This window comes from Micromonospora sp. C31, from assembly GCF_018070575.1.
In the GTDB taxonomy this organism is placed as follows: domain Bacteria; phylum Actinomycetota; class Actinomycetes; order Mycobacteriales; family Micromonosporaceae; genus Micromonospora.
Genome location: NZ_JAGPXN010000043.1, coordinates 1 through 8,813, shown reverse-complemented (window position 1 = coordinate 8,813; position 8,813 = coordinate 1). Strand labels below are relative to the sequence as shown.

6 protein-coding genes are annotated in these 8,813 nt (G+C 66.9%); 1 reads left to right on the top strand and 5 read right to left on the bottom strand.

Annotated elements, in window-relative coordinates:
• The first annotated feature begins 166 nt into the window (after positions 1-166).
• The gene (locus tag KBX06_RS27215) at positions 167-1,177 is read left to right on the top strand and encodes a site-specific integrase (RefSeq protein WP_307854778.1); all 1,011 of its coding nucleotides are present in this window, start codon (positions 167-169) and stop codon (positions 1,175-1,177) included.
• Between the two features lie 78 nt (positions 1,178-1,255).
• On the opposite strand, the gene KBX06_RS27210 is transcribed toward KBX06_RS27215, so the two are convergent.
• From KBX06_RS27210 to KBX06_RS27190, 5 genes are all read right to left on the bottom strand, one after another.
• Complete coding sequence (locus KBX06_RS27210; RefSeq protein ID WP_210839896.1) at positions 1,256-1,780, bottom strand: hypothetical protein; 525 nt, start codon at positions 1,778-1,780, stop codon at positions 1,256-1,258.
• Between the two features lie 931 nt (positions 1,781-2,711).
• Positions 2,712-3,170, bottom strand: coding sequence for an MMPL family transporter (locus KBX06_RS28305; RefSeq protein ID WP_307854779.1), 459 nt, complete (start codon positions 3,168-3,170; stop codon positions 2,712-2,714).
• Positions 3,062-3,934, bottom strand: a complete 873-nt coding sequence (locus KBX06_RS27200; RefSeq protein WP_210839895.1) for an MMPL family transporter — start codon at positions 3,932-3,934, stop codon at positions 3,062-3,064. The genes KBX06_RS28305 and KBX06_RS27200 overlap by 109 nt, the downstream gene beginning before the upstream one ends.
• Positions 3,935-3,956: 22 nt before the next feature.
• Positions 3,957-4,184 (bottom strand): hypothetical protein, encoded by a 228-nt coding sequence (locus KBX06_RS27195; RefSeq protein WP_210839894.1) that lies wholly within the window; start codon positions 4,182-4,184, stop codon positions 3,957-3,959.
• Between the two features lie 23 nt (positions 4,185-4,207).
• Positions 4,208-7,567 carry a hypothetical protein gene (locus tag KBX06_RS27190; RefSeq protein ID WP_210839893.1) on the bottom strand — a complete coding sequence of 1,120 codons (3,360 nt, stop codon included), beginning with the start codon at positions 7,565-7,567 and terminating at the stop codon, positions 4,208-4,210.
• Between the last annotated feature and the right edge of the window lie 1,246 nt (positions 7,568-8,813).

Below are 8,813 nucleotides of genomic sequence, written 5' to 3'. Positions count from 1 at the left end.
GCCGCCATCGGCGCACTCCGCACCGCCGGCGTCACCAACATCGCCGCCGCCAACCGGCACCACGCCCGCGACAGCACCCGCCCGCTGGCACTACTCGGCATCACCTGACGACTTTGCCGGGGCCCTGGAACGTCCCTACCGGGCGCGTGTTCGATGGGTCGACCCGGTGACCAAGCGCAGGCTGTCCAAGTCCGTCACGGTCGCCACCCCAGAAGAGGCACAAGCGTGGATCGACGGGATGGTCAGTGCGGCGCAAGGTGGCGTCGACCCGGTCGCCGCGACAAAGCGGCTCGCCGAGTACGGCGAAGGCGTCATGACGCTGGCACTACGTGGTCTGGAACGGAAGACGCTCGATCCGTACCTCGCCGGCTGGCGAAAACGGGTGGTGCCCGCCCTCGGTCACATCCCCGTGCGAATGATCACGAACGGTGCCGTTGACCGGGCCGTGCACGGCTGGATTGCCGACGAGTGCAGCCGTTCCACGGTCAAGAACAGTCTTGCCGTGCTGGTCCGGGTGATGGAGCAGGCCGTACGGGACGGCATCATCCCGCGCAATCCCGCACAGGTGACCGGATGGCAGCGCGAATACCGGCGGGCAGAAGACGAGTTGGACGATCCGCGCACGCTCGCCCTGCCCGACTGGGAGTCGCTGACCACGCTCGCCGCCGCGCTGGTGGAACGGTCCGAGGACATCGACCGGAAATCGTGGATGTGGACGGTACGCCGCCAGACAACGCCCAGCCCCGGCGGCCTGGTCGACAAGGGCACCAAGGGAAAGCGCGCCCGGATGGTGCCGCTGATCGAGGAGGTGCGGCCGATCGTCGCCCGCCGCCTGGACTCGGTCGCCGAGCCGCACTCTCGACTGTTCACCGGGCCGCGCGGTGGACGGATCAGCACCGCCGTACTGCGGGACGCAACGCACTGGGACGAGGTGGTGACGAAGCTGGGCTACGAACACCTGCGCCGCCACGACCTGCGGCACACCGGGCTGACCTGGATGGCCGATGCGGGAGTTCCGGTGCATGTACTGCGGAAGATCGCCGGGCATGGGTCGCTCAGCACGACACAGCGGTACCTCCACCCTGACCGGCAGTCGATCACCGACGCGGGCACGGCCCTCAGTGCCCACTTAAGGGCCCGGCGGTCTCCTAGTGGTTCCCGGCTCCACGCGGTCTAGCGGGAACTCCTACTTTCCAGTAACTGTTAAGCATTAAGTGGGCTGGAATGAGCATTAGCCGGGTGGGGGGCACATGAATCAGAGTGGCTTCTCCTGGACTCTGTACCGAATGGAAGCTAACTCCACTCCACCATGAAGCACCACCATGCTCCACAATCCTGCGACATGGCAAGAAAAACCGAAGGGGATTACCAAGGGCACTCGACCGGGGCTACTACTCTCGAAAACGGTTATTTGACCTAAGCACTCGAACGAAAGCTGACCCTCTGGATCGAGGGACCGCACGGATAGTTCCGGAATATCCCCGACGTCAAACCCATTTAGGTCGACTAGAAGCGTGACAACGCCTTGAACGACACCGGGAAGGGAAGGCAGCGTGAAGAACTCCCAACCCCCACCAAGGACGTACAGCAGGCCGTTCTGAATCTCAGCATGGTTAGCGAGCATCATCGCCGAGACGGTCAGGGTCTTTTCGGACGAAACAGCCGCCGCTGGCCCCGCATTGGCTACATTGCCCATGGAATCAGGACGAACACCGCCGCCTTTGCCGCCCCGTGCGATCAGCCCGCCGAAGACAGTGTCACCACCTGACTCTCCCGGCATTCCTTCCGCTCCGCCGCGACCTCCCGATCCCACACTCACCTCCACCGTGCCCGGGAGGTCCTCCGCTCGAAAAAGGCAGTGACTACGTCTCCGCCCGCACCGCCATCCCCGCCCACTGCGCCGGGCCCGATTCCAATGCCGCCAGCACCGCCTGACCCAGGCGCCTGGCCCCCTTGAACAATTAATTGCGAGTGCGATATTTGAATGGTCGACATGAAGGACTTCTGCCCAACTTCGACAATTTCGTCATCAGTCAGATCCCAACCTGCACGCAAACCGTCAAACTCCGCCAACTGGCGGAGCTTCCACTCCCTAAGGAGAGGCACTGGGAATCTCCCGATCTGCGGCGGGTCATCAATTTGCCACGCATGCAGAAGACAGAGCAGAATTAGATTACTCGCCGCCCTATTCTCGGCCTCGGGCATTCCGGAATCCCAACGGGGTCCGTTTTCGCTTCTAGCACAAATGTGAGCCACTCGCGAATTGAGCGTTCGCGTGCCGTCAGCATCGGACTTCACGTAAAGCGGCTGCCGACAGCCGGGTGCAGCGCACTGCCAAGCTGTGCCGTAGAGCTCGCGGATGGTCGCGGCCGTCGGCGGCCGATGCTCAACTGGCACGCATCCTCCATGCGATGAGGACCAGACCGGACGGCCACTGGTCCCCAGCTGGTCCCCACACCCCTGGGCTGAGCCGGATGACACCTTCCAGTGTTCGGAGCCACGATGGGCCGCTGGCCTGGCCGAACGGCCAGGCCAGCGGCCCATCGTTTCCGGTCGGGACGGCCGGATTCGAACCGACGACCCCTTGACCCCCAGTAGTCCGGTGGCCCAGCGGCATGCTCACGCACGTTTGCCCAGGTCACTTAAAGTATAAACCGGCCGAGTAAAGGGGTCGTCGCACTGCTCCCCCGCCACCATCGACTTCCTTGCCGTCACACCAGACGCGCAACGCGCAACTTGCCTCCGGCCGGCGTCGTGGGAGTCAGCGGGTTATGACCCCTTCTCCGGCCGTTCAGCATCATCGCTGGTTGCCGCTCAGCCGCAGCCGGCCACTCGAGCGTCGGGCCGGTCGTGGGCTCGGGTTCGTCGAGGCGGACCCTGGGCAGTGCCCGGTCGAGCCAGCTCGGCAGCCACCAGTTGAACCGGCCGACGAGTTCCATGGTGGCCGGCAGCAGGATCAGCCGCACGATGGTGGCGTCCACGAACACCGCGACGGCCAGACCGAGGCCGAGTTGCTTGACACCGAGGTCCGCGCCGAGCATCACGGACAGGAACACGGCGATCATGATGGCCGTGGCGGCGGTGACCACCCGGGCGGTGCGGACGAGCCCCTCGCGTACCGCCAGCCGGGTGTCGCCGATCGCGTCGTAGGCCTCCCGGATCCGGGACACCAGGAAGACCTCGTAGTCCATGGACGAACAGCACCGGGAACATGATCAGCGGCGCCCCAGGCCGTGACCGGCATCGTGGTGGGGAAGTTCAGCACATCGCCCAGCCAGCCCCACTGCACCACCGCGACCAGTACCCCGAACGACGCGCCGATCGAGATCAGGTTGAGCAGGCCGGCCTTCACCGCGAGCAGCACGGACCGGAAGATCATCACCAGCAACAGCAGGGACAGGCCGACCACCACGACAACCACCAGGGGGAGCCGGTCGGCGGTCAGTTCGGCGAAGTCGATGGCCGAGGCGACCACGCCGCCGACGAGTACCGGTTGGTCCGCGGTGACCGCGCGGAGCCGGTGCACCAACTCGGTGGTGGCATCGTCCTGGGTGCCGGTGGTCGGGCGGACGGCGAGCAGGGCGATCGCCCCGTCGTGGCTGCGCCGCAGTGGGTTCACTGATGCCACACCGGACTCGGCCGCGATCGCCGTGGCGACCCGGTCCGGATCGCCCTCGGGCAGGCTAACCACGACCGACAGGGTGGCGTCGAAGCCGGCGCCGAACGCGTCGGCGAGGATCCGGTGCGCGGTGTAGGCGCTGGTGTCCCGAGGCTGAGTGCTCGCGTCCGGCATGCTCAGCCGCAGACCCAGCGCCGGCGCGGCCAGCGCCGCCAGTACCAGCACCCCGGCCAGGTCGGCAACGAGCGGCCGGCGGGTGACGCTGTCGGCCCAGCGGGACGACCAGGGCCGGGCCGAGGCGCGGCGACGGTGCACCGACAGCCGGTCGATCAGCGTGCTAATCGCGGTAGGTCAGCACCACTCGCGACGTCGTCGCCTTGTCGGATTCCGACGACAAGGCGACCAGCGCCATCATCATCGACATGGCGAACGCGTGTCCGTGGCCAGCGACGAGGTTGCGGTAGACGCTGGTGGCCACCGCCTCGAACGGATCGGTCACCAGTCGGCGCTCCGCGATCCCCGCGCGTACACCCCGCAGCACCGCGGGCAGCCGGTCGGCGTTCATCCACGGCTCCGCCATGCACCGACTCAGAAGGACACGCAGGTTGGTACCAGCGCTGCCATCATCGGTGGTGATCCGGACCAGTCCGATCGCGGTGGCGGAGACCCAGCCTTCAACTTGGTCCGGTCCGGCGGTCGCTGCTGAGCCAGCATGGCGAGCACGAAATCGATTACCGCGGCCGGGTCGGTCCAGGTCGCGGGCCGGGTGAGCGCGAACGCCACCCCGCGCGGTACTCGGCCGTCCATCGCCGCGGCGAGGTCGAACATTGCCCGATCGAATCCGAGGTCGGTGAAGTAGTTGGTAAGCAGGACAGCCTCGGCCGCCGCACGGATCTCGCGTGGAATCTGCCCTTGGATCTGCAGGTGACGGATAAGGTCGACCGTGCCGAAGGTCGCGACGCCCATGCCGGCGGCGATCAACCGCAGACGGTGGTCGTCGCACCAGAACGGGATGTGTTCAGCAGCCGCCATGTCGAGCGACGACAGCCACTCGAACTTTCGGTCGGCGTCGGGGAACGTCGTGAACCGGGTCCACGGACGGCGTGCTGCCTGGTGCAGAATCGAGCACACCGTCGTGGCGTGCTCGGCGAGCGAGTCGGCGACGGACTGCTCGATCACCGTGACGGTCGGCCGCCCAGCGTCAGGATCCCATCCCGTGGACATGGTCGAACGCAAGCCGAGGGACTCCTGCCCCCGGACCGCATCGCGGTAAGCCTCATCGGTTGCGCGAAGCTGGGCGAAACCCGAGATGAGCTGCGAACGCAGGTGCGGGTCGAGCAGCGCCAAAGTGTGAGCTGCAGTGACATCGATCACGGTCACCTTGTTCCAGGCCGCTGCAGCCGCAGCCCTGCCGCGCAACTCTCCTGCCGGGGCATGGGCATTGACGAAGCCCGCGCCGCGCTTCAGCGAGGCCTCCGTGTAGGAGGAATCGAAGGCGGTGGCCAGCATGCCTAGCGGCAGGTTCGCCTTGTCGAGTTCCTCAATGGCTTCGCTGAGTGACTCGTGACGTGCATGAAGGTCGGGCGCGAGGGATCCGAGCGGGTCGTCCTCCGAGACCGACATCCGGCGGAACACCGTGCTTTCGGGGAAGCGTTCGGTGTAGTCGAACATGGCCGTATGCAGCGCGGCGATGTCCTCGTCGGTCGTCGAGAGCTCCTGCCGCCGCAGGCCGAAGAAAATCTGGGCGATGAAGACGCCGATCAGCTGCTCGTCGTCCGGCCACCGGACCATGGTGGACAGTGCGCGAGGCACGAACTGTGTGCTGGTGTCGCGGCGGGCCACCAGGCCGATCCAGGTCATGGCGTCGTGGCGGTCCCGAGGGGCGACCGGATCGCCGTCAGGGGTGAGGGCATTCCACGCACCGTCGCTGTCGCCGCGCCGAACCAACGCGTGCACGAGCGCCCAGCGGGCGTCCGCGGCGTCGGGGTCGAGCGTCACCAGATTGCGGGCCTGCTCGATCGCCAGGTCCCACGACCCCTCGTCGGTGTGGATCTCGAATATCAACGCCCGCGTATCGAACTGTCCGGCCCACTCGGTGCCGCCCATAGTCAACGCGCGTTCGGCAGCCCGTTTCGCGGCTTCCAGATCCCCGGCGGCCCGCAGATGACGCGCCGAGGTCAGCATCAGGCCAGGGTCGTTCCACCGGTACGCGGCTTCCTTGAGCACCTCGGCGGCCAGCAAGTGCTCCCCGTCCTGCCCGTACCGCTCCGCGAGCAACACCGCAAGTACGATGTGGTCGGTGGCGCCGGCCCGAAGAGCCTCAATCGTGCCCCCTTGTGCGCCCATGGCGCGCTGAATAATCCGGATTTCGCGTACCAGCTCGGGATGTTCCTGCTCGACCCCGGCAAGATCCGGTAACTCACCACCGACCTGGGCCAGCCCTCGAACCGCTACCAGAAAGTCGGCCCTGGACTCCGCAGCCGCCAGCGCGGACTGCCACGCCGCGGCGGCGACCGCATTCTCGGCGTTGCCGGTCAGCTCCACGGCATCGACCTCCGCGACAACGAATGGGATGTCCAGTTCGGCGGCCAACGCGCGGGCACGGTCGTACTCGCCGGTGGCGGCGAGCAGTTCTGCCTGCTCTCGCCGCAGGCGGGGGTCAGCGACCTCCTGCGGCCAGGCGTCGCCGTCCGGCTGCTGCTCGATGAGCGCCCGCGCCTGCGCCACCTTGCCGCCGAGCACGTACGCCTTGACCGCGACCAAGATCGCCGCGACGCTGTCGCCGTGCCACGACCGACGAACGTTACGGGCCTTGATCGCCAGCGCGGCAGCCCGTTCGGTGTCGGCCAGCCTGTTCACGGTCTCCCCGTACCGCGCCCGGTACAGCAGCAACTCAGCGGCGTACAGCGCTGATCCGCTCGCACCCTCGATGTCGGCAGCGGCAAGCGCGAACTTGACTCCCCGGTTGATGTCGTCGGCGCGAGCGTAAAGCCGCGCCAGCAGTTGCAGCCGCAACGCCTCATCGGCCTGCGACGATGTCCTCCACGCGGACAAGACATCGATGGCCTGATCCCAGTCCTCGCGGTGGACGAACAGCATCCCTTGCGCAAGCGTGTGTTCCCGGGCTGCACCGACGAGGATCTCGTTGGCGTCAGCGGAGGCGTCCTCCGGCAGGCACATCGCCTGCCGGGCCTTCCAGTAGCCGGCCGGGTACGCCCCACGCTCCACGGCCATCCCGAACAGGCGGGCCGCCGTCGGATTCTGGCTGTAGTCCGAGGCGAGCTCGGCCAGCCAGCAGATCACCTCCACGGGTGCATCAGCAAACCAGTCCGGGGGCTGCTCGCACCACTGCCGCAGGACGGCGCCGCGGTCATCGGCCGTGACGATGACCTGTACCAGCTTCTCCACGTCCGGCCAGAAGTCGCGGATCTCGATCGCCCGATCGCGCCGCCACGGCTGGAGCATGGTGACCTGGTCGCCGAACACATTGGCGGCCGACATCCGGCTCAGGATAGAGCGGGTGTTGTCCTCCACCACAGCACGGGTAGACGATGCCGCGGCACGGGTGTGTTCTGCCTGCCACTCCCCAGCGATGGCGGACGCGGTGGCCGGGTCGTGTGCGCGTACGAAGGCGGCCAGAACAAGAACGAGGACCTGCTCGGCATCGGATCGCCGCTGGTCGCCGCTGCCGCCCAGCAGAGCGGCCAGACCGTCGAGGACCACGTCGGCTACCTCGGCGCCACCCCGGGCCAGCTGGCTCTGTACCTCCGGCAAGACCATCCACTTGCGCAGCTCACGAGTCTTCACGCGAATGCCCTTCTTCCGGGCCTGCCGTCCGACCGTCCATGCGACCCGCAAGCGCACCGTGCGTCGGCTGATCAGGCGGGAGACGGGCGCGGCGGCAGAGCCGAGTGCCTTGATCAGCCCGGCGGAGACGGTTGGTTCCACTTCTTTCCTGCCTCAATCTTCCTGATTGACACGGTTCGGGGGCGTCAAGAGGTCGGTGCGACGCGACCGGAGACCATCGACGAGCCGATGGACGAACTGACGCTACGGCGTGGGTACGACAGCAACCTCGCTTGCAGCAAGACCGTGTCACCGTTCCGAGGGCGGGTCTGCGGGCGGCCGTCTGCGCGATTCATTGCCTGGTTGCTTCGAGGGCTGTGGAAGACTCGTACGGGGCCTCGCTCACCTCGGACCTGATCCGAGAGCACGCGCGTAGCGTCGACGGCCGCGTGCTCGTCCCGGCGTTGCGTGCGATCGTCGGTGGCAAGGGAGCCGAGCATACGGAGCTCCCTCACATGGCCGCAGCCCTGATCGAGGCCGGACGCCAACCGGAACTCGAACGCGCGGCCCCAGACCTCACCGACGCCCTGTTCACCCGCCCCAAGGGACAACGCCCCGACCGCAGGCGTGTCCGCGTGATGGCAATGGGATACTGGCACGTTAGACAACGGCGAACGGGTCACCTTTGATGGTCCTGGCGATGATCTCGTGATCGTGCCGGTCCCCGCCATAGCCGCCGCGTGATCACGCGGACACCAAGATCACGACGCGCTTACCCACATCTGACGCGCACCCGCGGACGGACTGCCCAGGGCAGAGTGTCGGCGGGCAATGCGAGACTCGCCATATGCCCGTGCGCTTCACCGATGCCGAGGCTCGACACCAGCTGACCGCGCTGGGCTACAGCGCTGTCTCGGAGTACCCGGGCAGCACCAAGGCGTGGGCGGCCATCTGCGTCACCTGCCACGAGGCAGTAACGCTCGTGCTGAACCGTGTAAAGCGTGACGACCGGCCCCGGTGCCGCTGTCGACGCGAGAAGCGGGCGGCAGCGCACGGGGCAAGCGGCGAGCTCAAGGTTCGCAACAACGCCGACCGAGCCATCGGACGGATGCGGACATACGACTGGGAACCGCTGGAGCCGTACCCGGGTGCAAAGAAGCGCTGGAGCTGCCGATGCTTGAGATGCGGAACGGTCGGGACCCCGATTGTCGTCGGCGCGTGAAATCGGACCCTGCTGGGGCGCGTGGGTTCCAGTAGTTGTCGCAACACCTCCTTGATCATTGAGCCTTTTTCATCCTGACCTTGCAGGTCAGGGGCGGTGTGCGTAGCCCGAGGATCGATGAGGGCGAGGCTCCAGGTAAGACAGCAAATCGACCAAAACCCGATGCCCCGACCGGGAGCCTCGCCT

Coding starts and splice junctions, on each gene's coding strand:
- KBX06_RS27210 (WP_210839896.1), bottom strand. CDS start 1,780: ATGCCGGGAGAGTCAGGTGGTGACACTGTCTTCGGCGGGCTGATCGCA.
- KBX06_RS27195 (WP_210839894.1), bottom strand. CDS start 4,184: ATGAACGCCGACCGGCTGCCCGCGGTGCTGCGGGGTGTACGCGCGGGG.